The sequence below is a fragment of the Actibacterium sp. XHP0104 genome (assembly GCF_025751515.1).
Lineage (GTDB): Bacteria > Pseudomonadota > Alphaproteobacteria > Rhodobacterales > Rhodobacteraceae > Actibacterium_D.
In genome coordinates, this window is the sequence record NZ_JAOWLE010000001.1 from 397,413 (window position 1) to 412,588 (window position 15,176).

Below are 15,176 nucleotides of genomic sequence, written 5' to 3' on the forward strand. Positions count from 1 at the left end.
GCTTTACCGCGACAGGATCAGCTCTGACCCGGTGATCTCGATACGCTCGAACAGGTTGAGATACCCCATTCCCATCAACGACATATCCATCTCGCCGCCATTGACCCAGGCGCGCTGGTTGCGGTCGGTGAAGGGGCCAAAACGCACCTCGTCCAGCTTGACCGGGGCCGTGGCCACGGTGCCGTTGGCGGTGCGGGCCTGCCCGAAATAGCGTAGCTCATCGGGCTTCAGCCCCGCCCGCGCGGCATCTTGGCGCGTCAGAACCATCTCGCCCGCGCCGGTATCGACCACAAAGGGCACGGTGACCCCGTTGACCTGCGCGGTGACATAGTAATGCCCGTCAGGGGCGCGGGGCACGATGATGCGGCCCTCTTCGGCGATCACGGTCTGGCGCGGCGCGACGGTGTGGCGGATATCGCCCCACAGCCCATAGGCCGCGATCACCCCCAGAAAGATCAGCCCCCAGATCGCCGCTTGCTGGGCCATCTGGGTTTTGCGGCGGCGGTTATGGGCAATGAAATACCCGCCCACCGCAGCGGCAAGCAGGACAAGATAGATCAGGCTGGCATAGTCGTTGCTGCTCATGCGGCCCCCGAAACGGTTACGGGTTCAATATAGGGCAGGCGCGGCAGAGTTTGAGGTGTCAAACTGGCGCAAGGCCAAAATCGCGCAGCCCGTCGAGGACGAACTGCACCGACAGCGCCGCCAGCAGCATGCCCAACAGGCGCGTCACCACGTTGATGCCGGTCTTGCCCAGAACCCGCTCTAGCAGGCCCGATGACACGAACATCAGCGCCATGATCGTCAGCACCCCAAGCATCACCAGATGCACGCCAACCAGCATCGGCAGATTGCCCTCGGCCTCGCCCGCCAGCAGGATCATCGTCGCCATCGAGCCGGGCCCGGCGATCAGCGGCGTGGCCAGTGGAAAGACAGACGGGTCGGGGCGGTCTTCGTGGGTCTGGTCTTCGCGGCGCTTGGTGCGGCGCTCGAACAGCATTTCCAGCGCGGTCAGGAACAGCAGGATGCCACCCGCGATGCGGAAGGCGGCCATCGAGATGCCGACAAAGCCCAGAACGGCCTCGCCTAACAGGCCGAACATCGTCAGCAAGATCGCCGCCGTCAGCGTTGCGCGCAGGGTGATGGCGCGGCGTTCGCGTGGGGTCATGCCCTGGGTGATCGCCACGAACAGCGGCGTCAGGCCGACAGGGTCGATGATCACGAAAAGCGTGACAAAGGCGCTGATGTAGAATGTCAGGTCCAAGCGGTTATCCCCCGGCGGCGTCCAGCCGCTCCATGGCATCCATCCACAATGCCTCGGCGCGGGCCAGCCCGTCCATCACCTCGGCATGTTTCTGCTGCCACTTGGCAATCTCGTCGGATTTGCCGGGCTCGTAAAGGGCGGGATCGGCCAGCTTGGCATCCAGCTTTTCGCGCATCTCGGTCAGCTTGCCGACGCGGTCTTCGCATTTGCGCAGATCGGCGCGCAGGGCCTGCATGATGTCACGATCGGCGCGCTTGGGTTTGTCGGGGGCGGGTTCGGCGCGTTTGGCGGGCTTGTCGCTGGCCAGCAGCAGCGCGCGGTAACTGTCGAGATCGTCTTCATAGGGCGTGACCAGCCCGTCTTTGACCAGCCACAGCCGGTCGGCCACCATCGACAGCAGGTGCATGTCGTGGCTGACCAGAATGACCGCGCCCGAATAGGCGGTCAGGGCTTCGACCAGGGCTTCGCGGCTTTCGATATCCAGGTGGTTGGTGGGTTCGTCAAGGATCAGCAGGTGCGGCGCGTCAAGCGTGGCCAAGAGCAGCGACAGCCGCGCCTTTTGCCCGCCCGACAGGCGGCCGACCTCGGTTTCGGCCTGATCGGCGCCCAGGCCGAACCCGGCCAGCTGGGCGCGCAGTTTCGATTGCTGCACCTCGGGGCGTTCGCGTTGCAGGTGCTGCAGCGGCGTTTCGTCGATATGCAGCTCGTCCACCTGGTGCTGGGCGAAAAAGCCGATCCGCAGCTTGTTCGCCCGCGTCATCCGCCCGCCCATCAGCGGCAGCCGGTCGGACAAGAGCTTTGACAGGGTCGATTTGCCCTGACCGTTCTTGCCCAACAGCGCGATGCGGTCGTCCTGGTCGATGCGCAGGTTCATCTTGCGCAGCACGACCGTGTCGCCATAGCCGCAGGACGCGCTTTCCAGTGCGATGATCGGGGGGCTCAGCTCCTCGGGGTTGGGAAAGGTGAACACGGTGCGCGCCGCCTCTTCGGGGGCGGTGATCGGTTCCATCTTTTCCAGCATCTTGACGCGGGCCTGCGCCTGTTTGGCCTTGCTGGCCTTGGCCTTGAAGCGATCAACGAATTTTTGCAGATGGGCGCGGTGGTCGGCCTGTTTCTTGGCCTGCGCGGCCTGCACGGCGCGCTGTTCGGCGCGGGTGCGGGCAAAGGTATCATAGCCGCCCTGATAAAGCGTCAGCTTACGCTCATCGAGATGCAGGATCGCCCCCACGGCCCGGTTCAGCAAGCCGCGGTCGTGGCTGATGATGATGACCGTATGCGGATAGCGCGCCAGATAGTTTTCCAGCCACAGCGCGCCCTCGAGGTCGAGATAGTTGGTCGGTTCGTCCAGCAGCAGCAGGTCGGGCTGCGCGAACAGCACGGCGGCCAGAGCGACGCGCATCCGCCAGCCGCCCGAAAACGCAGAGCAGGGCATGCGCTGATCGTCATCGTCAAAGCCCAGGCCCTTGAGGATGCTTGCGGCGCGGGCCTCGGCCGACCAGGCGTCGATATCGGCCAGGCGGGTCTGGATCTCGGCGATGCGGGCGGGGTCGGTGGCGGTGCCGGCCTCGGCCATCAGGGCCGCGCGTTCGGTATCGGCGGCCAGAACGGTATCAATCAGGCTGACATCCGATCCGGGCACTTCCTGGCTGACGCCGCCGATGCGGGCGCGGGAGGGCAGGGTGATGCTGCCGCTTTCAAGCGAAAGCTCGCCCCGGATCAGGCGGAACAGCGTGGTCTTGCCCGCGCCGTTGCGGCCCACAAGCCCCACCTTGTGACCGGTTGGAATAGTGGCGCTGGCGCCCGTGAAAAGGGGACGTCCAGAGATGGAATAGTGAAGGTCGTCGATCCTGAGCATGGGCGTGCTGTGGACCAGCGCCGAGGACAAGTCAATCAGGCAAAGGGGTTTTCAGCAGGCTGTGCAGATCCGAGGCATCATAGCTTTGGAATGCCACCAGTGGCGTGTCGCCCGCGTCGTCAAAGGCGAACACGTTCAGCGCATCAAGGTGCAGCGTCGCGCGGCAAAAGCGGTTCTCGCCGGCCAGTTCGGGCGGGCATTCGGCCAGGTCGGCATGAGTGACCGCGCTTTCGAACATCTCGTAGGTAAAGGTCAGAGGCTCGGTGCCATACGCGGGGGTGGCAAGCAATGCGACCAGCGGCAGAACACGTTTCATGGCGGAAAATCCCCTTGTTGGTGAAATCGGCTTATTTCTGATTAAAATAGTCAGAAATGTCAAGAGCGGTTTCCGACCCGCCGCGACTCCGCTCTTTATCCTGTCTGGTCCCCGTGTTAGAGGCGGGCCAGCGAAACCCACCAACAGGAGCGAGCCCGATGGCCATTCAACGCACCTTCTCGATCATCAAGCCCGACGCGACCAAGCGCAACCTGACTGGCGCCATCAACGCCAAGCTCGAGGCCGCCGGCCTGCGCATCATCGCGCAGAAACGCATTCACCTGACCCCGGCCCAGGCCGGCGTGTTCTATGCCGTTCACAAAGAGCGCCCCTTCTACGGCGAACTGTGCGAGTTCATGGCATCCGAGCCGATCGTCGTTCAGGTGCTGGAAGGTGAAGACGCCATCGCCAAGAACCGCGAAGTGATGGGCGCCACCAACCCGTCTGAGGCCGCCGAAGGCACCATCCGCAAGGAATTCGCCCTGTCGATCGGTGAGAACTCGATCCACGGCTCAGACGGCGAAGACACCGCCGCCACCGAGATCGCCTATTTCTTCTCGGGTCTCGAACTGGTCGGCTGATCGGTTCACCCTGGCTGAAACGTGAAACGCCCGCCATTTCGGCGGGCGTTTTCGTTAGCCCCAGTTCCAGATTGCCGGGACGAACCTGAAGGCGTCGCCGTCGCGCATGACGTGACCCACGCCGGGGAAGGGGAAGTGATAGCCCAGCACCGCCATGCCGTCGGCGGCAGCCATGTCCAGCAGGCGGTGGCGGGTTGCGGCGGCCATGGGGCCGTCCTGGTCGAAACCGCCATGCCAGTCGGGGCGTTCAAAGCTGGCATAGGCGTGGGTCATCGCGTCGCCCAGCGCGATCAGCTGTTTGCCCTCGCTTTCGACCACGACCGACAGGTGGTTCAGCGTGTGGCCTGGCGTCGCGATCATGCGCACGCCCGGCACAACCTCGAACCCGTCCTCGGCGCGGGTCCAGTCGACGCCATCGGTGCCCAGCGCGTTGACCGCGCCGACCACGAATTGCTGCATCTCAAGCGGCACGGTATTGGCCAGCCCGTCCTGCATCCACCAGTCATACTCGGCCCCGCCGATGACATATTGCGCGTCGGGAAAGAGCGGCTCGTCGAAGTCGTCGCGGATGCCCCAGACATGATCGGGGTGGGCATGGGTGATCACCACATGGGTGATGCTGGCCGGGTCGATGCCGGCGGCATCGAGATTAGCCATCAAGCGCCCCGCGGTGGGCAGGAACCGGCTGCCAGAGCCCACGTCGATCAGCACCACGGCCTCGCCGGTGTCGATCACCAGGTGGTTGGTGTGGGAATAGTTGTTGTCGACCGACAGCTGATGCGACTTGAGAAAGGCGATGACATCGTCTTGTGACGCGTTCGGGAAACTGCCGGCGGGCAGGTCGAGATAGCCGTCGGACACGACCGTCAGCCGGGTCGTGCCGATCGAAAAGCGGAAATAGGGCGCGTTGCCTGCCGCACCCGGCCCCCCGACATTGGCCAAAAGGGGTGCGGCAGGCAGTGCAAGCGCAGGGGCCGCCGCGGCCAGTTTCAACAGACGGCGACGGGTCGGGTCAAAATGGGGCATCGTTTCCTCCCAGAACGGATGCGAACTCTATCCGCTTAGTTAAACGCGGTTCCGGGCTTTACGCCAAGCTTTTTGAAGATGTTGGCCGCGGGGCAGAAGCCGGTGATCGAGGCCTGGAACATGTTCACGCCGATGAATGCGGTGAACAGGTGCCACAGGGGCGACACGAAATAGGCCAGTGCCACCGAGATCAGGATCATCACGCCGGCAAACATCATCACAGCACGGTCAAGGGTCATGGGATACTCCATCAGCAGGCCACGGGGATCGGGCCTTTGGGCGCAATATGCCCGCTGGCGAAGATAAATTCAAGTATGCGAATGTGACTGGGAAACGATTTCCGCGTCAGGCGAGGGGCTGGCGCAGGGGCGCACGGCTTAGCTTGTTACCGGCCTCGGCGGCCTTGCGCATCAGTTGCAACAGGGTCTCTTGTTCCTCGGGGGTGAGGCCCGACAGAACCTCGCGTTGCAGCGACTGCACCACGACCTTGACCTGCTCGAACTCGTCCAGGCCGATCTCGGTCAGATGCAGCACCTTCGCCCGGCGGTCGCGTTCCGAGATCTCGCGCCGCACCAGGCCCTTTTGTTCCAACCGGTCGATCACGCCGCCGATGGTGACGCGGTCATAGGCGATCAGCCCGGACAGGGTGGCCTGGTCGATGCCGGGATTGCTGGCGATGGCCGAGATGGCGGCGAATTGCACCGGCGTCAGGGCGTGACCCGCGCGGGCCACGCGGTCGGCAAAGACCGAGACGGAAATCTGGTGCAGCCGACGGATGTAATGCCCGGGCATGTTATAGATTTCAGGTGCTTCCATGATGACCCCCATTCTTTTTTCCCGATACTAGGCGAGATTTCGGATGCCGGTCGATCCGAATTTGCCTGAGGCGGGAAAAAAGGACAGCGGGGGGATATCGGCCGGGGAGATGAGAACCCCGGCCCATGGAAAGGCTGCGCGCGGGTTACTGCGCCCGCACCTCGGCCACGATCTGTTGCATCGCCGCCAGCGGCACATAGCCGCGCAGCATCTGTTCCTCGAGCACGAAGGTGGGCGTGCCGCTGATCCCAAGGCGCTGGGCCAGGGCGTGGTTGGCGGCGATCACCTGGTCAACCTCGGGCGAGGTCATGCGGGCGATGACGGCATCGGCGTCCAGGTTCAGCTTTTCGGCCAGATTGGCCAGGCTCTTGACCGAGACCTTGCCGCGAAAGGTGATCAGCTCGTCATGGGCCTTTTCATAGGCCTCGTCGCCCGCGATCTGCTGGGCGGCGATGGCAAAGCGCGATGACAGGTCGGATTCTTCGCCCAGGATCGGGAATTCCTTGACCACGAAACGGATGTTGCCGTCGGTCTTGATCAGGGTATTCACGTCGTCATAGGCCTTGCGGCAATAGCCACAGCGGTAATCCATGAATTCAACCAGGGTGATGTCGCCGTCGGGGTTGCCGCCGACCCAGGAATAGCCGTCGTTGTAGATCTCGTCGGAATTGGTGGCCACCAGGGCCACATCCGCCGCGACTTGCTGATGGGCCTGGCGTTCCTCAAGAACGGCGATGGCCTCCATCAGCACTTCGGGGTTGTCCAGCAGATAGGCCCGCACCTCGGCGCGAAAGGCCTCGCGCTCGGACTGGGACATCGAGGCAAGGTCGGTTGCACCGGCAGGGGCGGCCAGGGTCAGGGCCGCCAGGGCGCCGGCAAGCAGAAAGCGGGTCATCGGGTCTCTCCGTGGTTTCGGTCGGGACAGCTATTTCATAGGCCGGGACGGGGGGCAACGGCTATGCACAATGACGTTATGTGCCTGCGTCACTGTGCCTGTTTGGCGGCGCGCAGGATGTCCTGGGCCCGGCGCCAGCCCGGAGATCCGTTGGGCAACAGCCCGGCTGCGCGGCTGGCATGGATCGCGGCATCCCTCAGCTGACCCATCACCGCATAGCGTTCCGCCGTCGACAGCGAGGCCATGCCGTTATTGCCCGCGCGCGCATAGGCCACGGCCAGGTCGCGCAGCATCCGCGGGTCATATGGGTCGCGCGCGCGGGCCTTTTCCAGCGCGGCCAGCGCCTTGCGGTTGCCGTCGGCGGTATCCAGCGCCAGCAGCGACCTGCCATAGCCCGCCAGGATCAGCGCATCGCCGGGCCGCAGGTTCACCGCGCGGGCATAAGCATTCACGGCAGGCGCGAAATTGCGCGATTCCAGCAAGATCTGCCCGCGCAGCTCATGCGCAAAGGCGTCTTCGTGGCGCATCTGCACCAGACGGTCGGCCTCGCGCAGGGCAGCCTTTGGGTCGGGCTTGCGGTGATAGGCGATGGCGCGGCGCATCACGGCAATATCTGAATTGTCGCCCTTGGCCACCTTGCGCAGCGTGTAGGACGGCGCCTGTGTAAAGGCGCCCAGCTTGCCCTGGGCGCGGGCGAACCAGTAATCGGCCTGCGGGTTGGGTCGGGCCTTGTCGCCATAGGCGGCGGCGAAACCGGTGAGGGCGCGGATGCGATCTTGCGATAGCGGGTGGGTCAGCACGTAAGGGTCCTGCCGCGCGGGGCCCAGGGCCGCCTGACCGCGAAACAGTTCCAGCACGTCCAGCATGGCGCCGGGGTCGATACCCGCCCCGGCCATATAGCGCGCGCCTGCCTGGTCGGCCGAGCTTTCCTCGGCCCTGGTATGGGCCAGGAACAGCCGCTGCGCGGTCGAGGTCGACCCGATCGCCAGCCCGCTGACCGCGCGCCCGTCGGCCCCGCCTATGGCCGCCGCCGCCGACAGGATCAGCGCCATCTTGGCGATGTTGTTGGTGCTGCGTAGATTGGCGATGCGGCGCGAAAGATGACCGTTGGCGATATGGGCCAGCTCGTGTGACAGCACGGCCTGCACCTCTTGCGCGGTCTTCAGGCGCAGCAGCAGGCCGGAATGCATGACGATGGTCTGGTTGTCTCCGACGAAGGCGTTCATCGAGCTGTCATTCACCACCAGCACCCGCATCTGCCCGCCGCCCATGCCCGCCGCCCCGGCCAGCGGGGTCAAAAGCTGGTTCAGCGCGTATTCGATTTCGGAATCGCGGATCAGCCCCTGGGCCGAGGCCGCCAGCGGATGCAGCAGCATCAACAGGCCGCACAGCAGGGCCGCGACCGGGCGGCGCACAGAGATCTGGGGGAGGGCTGGCATTGACTGTCCGCTTGCGCACTGAAAAAAGGTCACCATGTGCGCAGTCTGAGAGGGTTCCATGCGAAGTTCAAGCCGGGGCGATGTTGATCCCTTTATCGTGATGGATGTGCTGGAGGCCGCTCGTCAGGCCGAGGCCACGGGCCGCCACATCATCCATATGGAGGTCGGCCAGCCCAGCACGCCCGCGCCTGCCGGCGCCCGCTCGGCGCTGACCGACGCGCTGGGGCGTGATCCATTGGGCTATACCGTTTCGCTGGGCATCCCAGAACTGCGGGAACGGATCGCAAAGCTTTATAAAGACTGGTATAATGTCGATCTTTCGCCCGATCGGGTGATTGTCACCTCGGGGTCGTCTGGGGCGTTCTTGCTGGCCTTTACGGCGCTCTTTGACACCGGCGACAAGGTGGGCATCGGCGCGCCCGGATATCCGTCCTACCGGCAGATCCTCAAGGCGCTTGGCATCACGCCGGTGATGATCGAGACCGCGGCGGAAAACCGCCTGCAACCGGTGCCCAGCGAACTGCCGCCTGATCTGGCGGGGCTGATGGTGGCTTCGCCCGCCAACCCGTCGGGCACGATGCTGGGGCGCGATGAACTGGCCGCCCTGATCAAGGCCTGCGCCAAGAATGGAACGGCGTTCATCAGTGACGAGATCTATCACGGCATCGAATATGACAAAAAGGCCGTCACCGCGCTGGAGATCAGCGACGATGTCTATGTGATCAATTCCTTCTCGAAATATTTCTCGATGACCGGCTGGCGCGTGGGCTGGATGGTGGTGCCGCCCGATCATGTGCGCCGGGTCGAACGGCTGGCGCAGAACATGTTCATCTGCGCCCCCCATGCGGCGCAGGTTGTCGCGCTGCATGCGATGGATTGCGACGATGAATTGCAGGCCAACATGGATGTTTACCGCGCCAACCGCCAGCTGATGATGGAGGGCCTGCCGCGCGCGGGCTTTGACCGGATCGCGCCGCCCGACGGGGCGTTCTATGTCTATGCCGATGTCAGCCACCTGACCGATGACAGCCGCGCATTCGCGGCCGAGATCCTGGACAAGGCGGGTGTGGCGGTGACGCCGGGGCTGGATTTCGACCCCGATCGCGGGGCAGGGACGCTGCGCTTTTCCTATGCGCGCGCGACCGAGGATATCCGCGAGGGGCTGCGCCGTCTGGGCGATTTCATGCGTGACCGGCAGGTATGATCCGCCTGGCCGCCATAGGCGCCGCGCTGTGGCTGGCGCTGGCGGGGGGCGCTGCGGCGCAGGATCTTTCCGCGCTGGCGCGGGTCGATGCCGGGGCCTCGGCGGTGATGGATGCGGGCGAGGGCGTCGATCTGACGCTGACCCTTAGCCAGCCCGTGCCCTATGCCATTCGCCTGTTGGATCAGCCCGTGCGGCTGGTCGTCGATTTCCGCGAGGTCGACTGGGCAGGGTTTGACGGGGCGGTGTTTGATCGTTCTGATCGGGTAACCGGTGTGCGCACCGGCCCGGTGCGGCCGGGCTGGTCGCGCATGGTGATCGAGCTGGATCAGCCGCTGGGCCTGCGCCGCGCCGAGCTGAGCCGCGACGCTGACAGCGGGCGCGGGGTGCTGACACTGCGCCTGGAGCCGGTCACGCCAGAGGTCTTTGCCGCGCAGGTTACGGTGGCGCAGTCGGCGCTGTGGGGCCTGCCCGAACCCGTGCGGATGGACCCGCCGCATCGCCGTCAGGATGGCTCGCGGCCGGTGCGGGTGGTGCTGGACCCGGGCCATGGTGGCATCGATCCGGGCGCCGAGCGCGACGGGGTGATCGAGGCCGACCTGATGCTGACCTTCGCGCGCGAGCTGCGCGACGAGCTGCGCCGCGCCGGGTTCGAGGTGGTGCTGACGCGCGAGGATGACAGTTTCGTGCCGCTTGAGGCGCGGGTGTCGATCGCGCGGGCGGCGGGGGCGGATGTGTTCCTGTCGCTGCATGCCGATATCGTGACCGAAGGGCGCGCCAGCGGGGCCACGATTTATACGCTGGCCGATAGCGCGTCGGATCGCGCGTCCGAACTGTTGGCCGAACGCCATGACCGCGCCGATCTGCTGGCGGGGGTCGATCTCAGCCACCAGGATGACGTGATCGCCGGGGTGTTGATGGATCTGGCCCGCACCGAGGCGGCGCCACGGTCGCAGGCGCTGGCGCAGGCGCTGGTGGCGGGGCTGAAGCAGCATATCGGGCGCATGCACAAGCGCCCGCATCAAGAGGCGGGGTTCTCGGTGCTCAAGGCGCCCGACATCCCGTCGGTGCTGGTTGAAATCGGGTTCATGTCATCGCCGCGCGACCTGGAAAACCTGACCGACGCCGAGTGGCGCGCCAAGGCGGCACAGGGCATCCGCGCCGCCTTGCAGGACTGGGCGCAAAGTGATGCCGCGCAGGGCGCGTTGCTTAGGCAGTAAGGCGTGCCAGCCAGACCGAATGGCCCCGGCAATCGGGGTCTTCGGGCACGAATTTGACCACTTCGAACCCGTGTTCGGCCAGCAGCTTGCGGTATTCGCGCGGGGCGAGGCTGGCGTGATAGACCGGCTCTCCCTCGACCTCGCCGATGGCCTCGCCGGCGGCTTGCCCCGAGGTGAACATCAGCACGGCCTTGGGTGCGGCATGGGCGGCAAAGACCGCGAACATCGCGCGCTGATCTTCGGCCGAGAGGTGGAAAAAGCTGTTCCAGGCCAGGATCGCATCGAACTGTTCGCCCAGGTCCAGCCCGCGCATATCGGCATGCACCGCATTGGCGTGGGGCAGGTTGGCCTGAAACATCTCGATCATCTCGGCCGCGCCATCGACGCCGGTGATGTCGGCGCGGCGATCGGCCAGGTAGGTCGCGATCGGCTTGCCGGTGCCACAGCCCAGGTCCAGCACCTTGCGGCCGGGGGCATGGGCCAGCATCCGGTCAAGCCAGCGCCGTTCGAACAATGATTTATCGCGGCTACGGGCAAAGCCCTGCGCGACTCGGGAATAGGTGGAAAGGATATCTTCTGCTCGCATGGTGCCGGGCTAGGGTTTTGTGCGGCGATACACAAGGGCCTCGCGCATCCGTGAGCGCGACGCGGCGTTTTTTGGCCGATGGGCGGGGCGGTTGTTTTTGACCCTGACCCCTGACGCGCCTATATAACCGGGGTCAAGTTTGGGAGCGCGCAGTGATCCGGTTCATCCTGTCCTTTTTCGGGGCTGTCTTCACCTTTGTGACGGTGGGGGTGGTTGTTGGCGCGCTGATGCTGGGCGCGATCTTCTGGATGTATGCGCGCGATCTGCCCAATCACGAGGAACTGGCCAATTACGCGCCCAAGACCATCAGCCGAATCTATTCGGGCGAGGGCCGCCTGATTGACGAATTCGCGCATGAGCGCCGCCTGTTCGCGCCGGCCGATGAAATCCCCGATGTGGTCAAGGCCGCGTTCATCTCGGCCGAGGACAAGAACTTCTTTGTGCATCCGGGCTATGACCTGCGGGGGATCGTTGCTGCCGGTGTCGAGGCCGTGCGCACCCGTGGCCAGCGCGTTCGCGGTGCGTCGACCATCACCCAGCAGGTGGCCAAGAACTTTCTGCTCAGCAGTGATCGCACCGCCGAGCGCAAGATCAAGGAGCTGATCCTGGCCTCGCGCATCGACGATGCGCTGTCAAAGGACCAGATCCTGGAGCTGTATCTCAACGAGATCTACCTGGGTCAGAACTCTTATGGCGTGGCCGCCGCCGCGCAGACCTATTTCAACAAGTCTCTTGAGGAACTGAGCGTCGCCGAGGCGGCATTCCTGGGCGCGCTGCCGCAAAAGCCGGCCCATACCCACCCGGTGCGGGACCGCGAGTTTGCCGTCTCGCGGCGCAACTACGTGCTGCGCGAGATGTTCGAGAACGGCTATATCGACGCCGCCACCCGCGATGCCGCGCAGGCCGCGCCGCTGCTGAGCGTGCAGAATGGCGATTTCCCCGCCTTCCGCGACAGCCTGCCCGACCGCGACTATTTCACCGACGAGATCCGCCGGCAGCTGAGCCAGAACTTTGGCGAGGGAGAGTTCTTTGGCGGTGGCCTGACCATTCGCGCCACCATCGACCCCGAGATGCAGGGGCATGCCGCTGCGGCCCTGCGCGCCGGGCTGGAAGGCTATGACCGCGAACGTGGCGTCTGGCGCGGCACGGGGCTGACCGTTGCCGCCGATCAGTTGGGCAGCGAAGAGGCCTGGCGCGCGGCGCTGGCCGCCATTGACGTGCCCCGCGACATCGAGGGCTGGTATCCGGCGGTGGTGCTTGAGCTGGGCAAGACCTCGGCCCGCATCGGCATCGAGCGCATCGCCGAGGATGACGACGGCCACTGGATTCCGGCCGAAGACGTGTCCTGGGCGCGCAAGCTGCGCGCCGACGGCAGCCTTGGCCCCAAGGCATCAAAAGTGGCCGATCTGGTCTCGGTGGGCGACGTGGTTCTGGTGCGGCAGATGACCAAGGACGCGGATGGCTCGTTCATTCGCTGGACGCTGCGGCAGGTGCCCGAGGTGCAGGGCGGCTTTGTCGCGATGGATGTGAATACCGGCCGCGTTCTGGCGATGCAGGGCGGGTTCAGCTATCAGGCCTCGGTCTTCAACCGCGCCACCCAGGCGACGCGCCAGCCTGGTTCCAGCTTCAAGCCCTTCGTCTATGCGGCGGCGCTTGATTCCGGTTTCACCCCGGCGACGATCGTCATCGACGCGCCGATCGAGGTGGAAACCGCCGCCGGTATCTGGCGTCCCAAGAATGCCACCAACAAATTCTACGGCCCCACGCCGCTGCGCACGGGTATCGAATGGTCGCGAAACCTGATGACGGTGCGGCTGGCGCAGGAGATCGGTATGGAAACCGTCGCCGGCTATGCCGAGCGGTTCGGCGTCTATGACCGGCTGGATCCGTTCCTGGCCAACGCGCTGGGCAGCCAGGAAACCACGCTTTACAAGATGGTCTCGGCCTATGCGATGTTTGCCAATGGCGGCGAGCGGGTTGAGCCCACGCTGGTTGACCGGGTGCAGGATCGCTGGGGCAAGACCATCTATCGCCACGACCCGCGCGATTGCGTCGATTGCGGCGTGGCCGATCTGGTCGACGGCAAGTCGCCCACCATCCGGTCGTCGCGCCAGCGGGTGATCAACGCCATCACCGCCTATCAGCTGACCTCGATGATGCGGGGCGTGGTGGATCGCGGCACGGCCTCGGGCACGGTCAACCTGCCGGTGCCCACCGCCGGCAAGACCGGCACCACCAACGAGGCCAAGGACGTGTGGTTCGTGGGCTTTACCTCGAATATCGTCGCGGGCTGCTACATCGGCTACGACACGCCGCGGCCGCTGGGGCGCGGGGCAGGGGGCGGCACCATGTGCGGCCCGGTCTTCAACGATTTCATGCTGCACGCGGTCGAGAAATACGGCGGCGGCAAGTTCAAGGTGCCCCCGGGTGGCCATTTCATCAAGATCGACCGCTATACCGGCGCGCGCCTGCCCAATGACGTCGAGGGCGAGTTCGTGGTGGCGGAATATTTCCGTGACGGCGAAGAGCCGCTCTTTGGTCTGGCGGCGCTGGTCGATGGCGGCTTTGCCATGGGATCGAACCTGCCGCTGTTCGAGCCGGGCGAATTCGACAATGGCGAGGTGGTGACCACCTCGACCGGGAAAAAGGCCACCGTGGGGCCCAAGGCCAGCTTTGGCACGGTCAGCTCGGGCGGGCTGTACTAGCCCCTCGGGCCTTGCCCGTGCCTGCCCAAGCCGCTATCAACCCGCTCTGAACACCAACCAAGTCGAAGGTCATTCCCATGCGCGCCGAGACGCAAAACACGGTCGAGGATATCCGCAAGTCGCTCAAGCTGCTGGCGCAGCGGCTGGATTGGGAAACGGCGGAATACCGGCTGGAAGAATTCAACGCCCGCGTCGAAGACCCCGACCTGTGGAACGACCCCGATGCCGCGCAAAAGCTGATGCGCGAACGGCAGGCGCTGGTCGATGCGATCGATACCTACAAGTCCATCACCCAGGACATGGAAGACAATATCGAGCTGATCGAACTGGGCGAGATGGAGGATGACGCCGAGGTCATCAAAGAGGCCGAGGCGTCGCTGAAATCGCTGCGCGAGAAGGCGGCCGCGAAAGAGCTGGAGGCCCTGCTGGACGGCGAGGCCGATGCCAATGACACCTTCCTTGAAATCAACTCGGGCGCAGGCGGCACCGAAAGCTGTGACTGGGCCTCGATGCTGGCGCGGATGTATGTGCGCTGGGCCGAAAAGAAGGGCTATAAGGTCGAGCTGCAATCGGAAAGCGCGGGCGAAGAGGCGGGGATCAAGTCCGCCGCCTACAAGATTTCGGGTCACAACGCCTATGGCTGGCTCAAGTCGGAATCGGGCGTGCATCGCCTGGTGCGGATTTCGCCCTATGACAGCGCGGCGCGGCGGCATACCTCGTTCAGCTCGGTCTGGGTCTACCCGGTGGTGGACGACAATATCGAGATCGAGGTGAACCCGGCCGACATCCGTGTCGATACCTACCGGTCGTCGGGCGCGGGCGGGCAGCACGTCAACACCACCGACTCGGCGGTGCGGATCACCCACATGCCGACCGGCATCGTGGTGACCAGCTCGGAAAAATCGCAGCACCAGAACCGCGACATTGCCATGAAGGCGCTGAAATCGCGCCTTTACCAGATGGAGCTGGACCGGCGGAACGAGGCCATCAACGCCGCGCATGAGGCCAAGGGCGAGGCGGGCTGGGGCAACCAGATCCGGTCTTACGTGTTGCAGCCCTACCAGATGGTCAAGGACTTGCGCACCGGGGTCGAGACCTCGGACACCCAGGGCGTGCTGGATGGCGACCTCGATCAGTTCATGGCCGCCACGCTGGCGCTGAAGGTCGCCGGCAAGAGCCGCGCCGAGGCCAATGCCGAAGACTAGGCCCGGTCTATAAAAACCTGCGTCTAACATTCCGTTTTAGTTGATTGATCGGCATTTGCCCGGCATT

Annotated in this window: 15 protein-coding genes; 5 read left to right on the top strand and 10 right to left on the bottom strand. The window is 64.9% G+C overall.

The window, feature by feature from the left end:
- Window positions 1-3: 3 nt before the first annotated feature.
- From OE856_RS02045 to OE856_RS02060, 4 genes are read right to left on the bottom strand one after another with little or no spacing between them, the layout of a single operon-like run.
- Window positions 4-585 (bottom strand): TIGR02281 family clan AA aspartic protease, encoded by a 582-nt coding sequence (locus OE856_RS02045; protein WP_263714379.1) that lies wholly within the window; start codon window positions 583-585, stop codon window positions 4-6.
- A 58-nt stretch (window positions 586-643) separates the two neighbouring features.
- Window positions 644-1,264: a MarC family protein gene (locus OE856_RS02050; RefSeq protein ID WP_263714380.1), complete on the bottom strand. Its 621-nt coding sequence runs from the start codon at window positions 1,262-1,264 to the stop codon at window positions 644-646.
- Window positions 1,265-1,268: 4 nt separating this feature from the next.
- Window positions 1,269-3,119 carry an ABC-F family ATP-binding cassette domain-containing protein gene (locus OE856_RS02055; protein WP_263714381.1) on the bottom strand — a complete coding sequence of 617 codons (1,851 nt, stop codon included), beginning with the start codon at window positions 3,117-3,119 and terminating at the stop codon, window positions 1,269-1,271.
- A 31-nt stretch (window positions 3,120-3,150) separates the two neighbouring features.
- The gene (locus OE856_RS02060; protein WP_263714382.1) at window positions 3,151-3,435 is read right to left on the bottom strand and encodes a hypothetical protein; all 285 of its coding nucleotides are present in this window, start codon (window positions 3,433-3,435) and stop codon (window positions 3,151-3,153) included.
- Between the two features lie 158 nt (window positions 3,436-3,593).
- Between OE856_RS02060 and ndk the strand changes: the two genes are divergently transcribed.
- The gene (gene ndk, locus OE856_RS02065) at window positions 3,594-4,016 is read left to right on the top strand and encodes a nucleoside-diphosphate kinase (RefSeq protein ID WP_263714383.1); all 423 of its coding nucleotides are present in this window, start codon (window positions 3,594-3,596) and stop codon (window positions 4,014-4,016) included.
- Between the two features lie 54 nt (window positions 4,017-4,070).
- Here ndk and OE856_RS02070 read toward each other — a convergent pair whose 3' ends face one another.
- From OE856_RS02070 to OE856_RS02090, 5 genes are all read right to left on the bottom strand, one after another.
- Complete coding sequence (locus OE856_RS02070) at window positions 4,071-5,042, bottom strand: MBL fold metallo-hydrolase (RefSeq protein ID WP_263714384.1); 972 nt, start codon at window positions 5,040-5,042, stop codon at window positions 4,071-4,073.
- A 35-nt stretch (window positions 5,043-5,077) separates the two neighbouring features.
- Window positions 5,078-5,281, bottom strand: a complete 204-nt coding sequence (locus OE856_RS02075; RefSeq protein WP_263714385.1) for a DUF2892 domain-containing protein — start codon at window positions 5,279-5,281, stop codon at window positions 5,078-5,080.
- Window positions 5,282-5,387: 106 nt separating this feature from the next.
- Window positions 5,388-5,858 carry a MarR family winged helix-turn-helix transcriptional regulator gene (locus tag OE856_RS02080; protein ID WP_263714386.1) on the bottom strand — a complete coding sequence of 157 codons (471 nt, stop codon included), beginning with the start codon at window positions 5,856-5,858 and terminating at the stop codon, window positions 5,388-5,390.
- Window positions 5,859-6,003: 145 nt separating this feature from the next.
- Window positions 6,004-6,753, bottom strand: a complete 750-nt coding sequence (locus OE856_RS02085) for a DsbA family protein (protein ID WP_263714387.1) — start codon at window positions 6,751-6,753, stop codon at window positions 6,004-6,006.
- Window positions 6,754-6,842: 89 nt separating this feature from the next.
- Window positions 6,843-8,192 carry a M48 family metalloprotease gene (locus OE856_RS02090; protein WP_263714388.1) on the bottom strand — a complete coding sequence of 450 codons (1,350 nt, stop codon included), beginning with the start codon at window positions 8,190-8,192 and terminating at the stop codon, window positions 6,843-6,845.
- 58 nt (window positions 8,193-8,250) lie between these two features.
- Here OE856_RS02090 and OE856_RS02095 point away from each other — a divergent pair, with 58 nt between their 5' ends.
- Together OE856_RS02095 and OE856_RS02100 are read left to right on the top strand one after the other, a co-directional pair.
- Window positions 8,251-9,396 (top strand): pyridoxal phosphate-dependent aminotransferase, encoded by a 1,146-nt coding sequence (locus OE856_RS02095; RefSeq protein ID WP_263714389.1) that lies wholly within the window; start codon window positions 8,251-8,253, stop codon window positions 9,394-9,396.
- Window positions 9,393-10,613, top strand: coding sequence for an N-acetylmuramoyl-L-alanine amidase (locus OE856_RS02100; RefSeq protein WP_263714390.1), 1,221 nt, complete (start codon window positions 9,393-9,395; stop codon window positions 10,611-10,613). Before OE856_RS02095 ends, OE856_RS02100 begins: the two co-directional genes overlap by 4 nt.
- On the opposite strand, the gene OE856_RS02105 is transcribed toward OE856_RS02100, so the two are convergent.
- Window positions 10,603-11,199 (bottom strand): class I SAM-dependent methyltransferase, encoded by a 597-nt coding sequence (locus tag OE856_RS02105; RefSeq protein WP_263714391.1) that lies wholly within the window; start codon window positions 11,197-11,199, stop codon window positions 10,603-10,605. The genes OE856_RS02100 and OE856_RS02105 overlap by 11 nt on opposite strands.
- A 152-nt stretch (window positions 11,200-11,351) precedes the next feature.
- Here OE856_RS02105 and OE856_RS02110 point away from each other — a divergent pair, with 152 nt between their 5' ends.
- The gene (locus OE856_RS02110; RefSeq protein ID WP_263714392.1) at window positions 11,352-13,904 is read left to right on the top strand and encodes a penicillin-binding protein 1A; all 2,553 of its coding nucleotides are present in this window, start codon (window positions 11,352-11,354) and stop codon (window positions 13,902-13,904) included.
- 77 nt (window positions 13,905-13,981) lie between these two features.
- Entirely contained in the window at window positions 13,982-15,109 is a 1,128-nt protein-coding gene (gene prfB / locus OE856_RS02115; RefSeq protein WP_263714393.1) for a peptide chain release factor 2, read from the top strand.
- The last annotated feature ends 67 nt before the right edge of the window (window positions 15,110-15,176 follow it).

Excerpts from the sequence above, each read along its gene's own strand:
- OE856_RS02060 (WP_263714382.1), bottom strand. The coding sequence starts at position 3,435 with ATGAAACGTGTTCTGCCGCTGGTCGCATTGCTTGCCACCCCCGCGTAT.
- OE856_RS02080 (WP_263714386.1), bottom strand. The coding sequence starts at position 5,858 with ATGGAAGCACCTGAAATCTATAACATGCCCGGGCATTACATCCGTCGG.
- OE856_RS02095 (WP_263714389.1), top strand. The coding sequence starts at position 8,251 with ATGCGAAGTTCAAGCCGGGGCGATGTTGATCCCTTTATCGTGATGGAT.
- OE856_RS02055 (WP_263714381.1), bottom strand. The coding sequence starts at position 3,119 with ATGCTCAGGATCGACGACCTTCACTATTCCATCTCTGGACGTCCCCTT.
- OE856_RS02045 (WP_263714379.1), bottom strand. The coding sequence starts at position 585 with ATGAGCAGCAACGACTATGCCAGCCTGATCTATCTTGTCCTGCTTGCC.
- OE856_RS02090 (WP_263714388.1), bottom strand. The coding sequence starts at position 8,192 with ATGCCAGCCCTCCCCCAGATCTCTGTGCGCCGCCCGGTCGCGGCCCTG.
- OE856_RS02085 (WP_263714387.1), bottom strand. The coding sequence starts at position 6,753 with ATGACCCGCTTTCTGCTTGCCGGCGCCCTGGCGGCCCTGACCCTGGCC.
- OE856_RS02105 (WP_263714391.1), bottom strand. The coding sequence starts at position 11,199 with ATGCGAGCAGAAGATATCCTTTCCACCTATTCCCGAGTCGCGCAGGGC.
- ndk (WP_263714383.1), top strand. The coding sequence starts at position 3,594 with ATGGCCATTCAACGCACCTTCTCGATCATCAAGCCCGACGCGACCAAG.
- prfB (WP_263714393.1), top strand. The coding sequence starts at position 13,982 with ATGCGCGCCGAGACGCAAAACACGGTCGAGGATATCCGCAAGTCGCTC.
- OE856_RS02100 (WP_263714390.1), top strand. The coding sequence starts at position 9,393 with ATGATCCGCCTGGCCGCCATAGGCGCCGCGCTGTGGCTGGCGCTGGCG.
- OE856_RS02070 (WP_263714384.1), bottom strand. The coding sequence starts at position 5,042 with ATGCCCCATTTTGACCCGACCCGTCGCCGTCTGTTGAAACTGGCCGCG.
- OE856_RS02075 (WP_263714385.1), bottom strand. The coding sequence starts at position 5,281 with ATGACCCTTGACCGTGCTGTGATGATGTTTGCCGGCGTGATGATCCTG.